Annotated in this window: 1 pseudogene; it reads left to right on the top strand. The window is 64.9% G+C overall.

Going from position 1 to position 262, the window contains the following annotated elements:
- A pseudogene (locus J1778_RS00060) lies at nt 1-262 on the top strand (phage late control D family protein); the annotation flags it as partial.

Raw genomic sequence — 262 nt, 5'->3', positions numbered from 1 at the left:
AGTACCAGTTTGGCGTGACCCTGCCGTACTGCGAGCCGTCGGGGATGAGCGACGGCCACGCCGAAAGCGTCTGGGGGCTGAAAATCCACTGGAACGCCGTGACCGGCAAAATCTTCAAACGCGATTATAACTACCGCGAAGCGACCACGCCGCTTGACGCCAGCGCGCAGGTGCGAAGCGCCGCGCCGGTGACCGGAGAAAGCTACCTGTACGCCCGACCCTACCGCGAGGCCGGTGAGGACGTGGACGCCGCCGCTGAAAC

This window comes from Rahnella bonaserana (assembly GCF_019049675.1).
GTDB classification, from domain to species: domain Bacteria; phylum Pseudomonadota; class Gammaproteobacteria; order Enterobacterales; family Enterobacteriaceae; genus Rahnella; species Rahnella bonaserana.
Note: the sequence above shows the minus strand (reverse complement) of the source record. Positions and strands in the feature narration are given on the sequence as shown.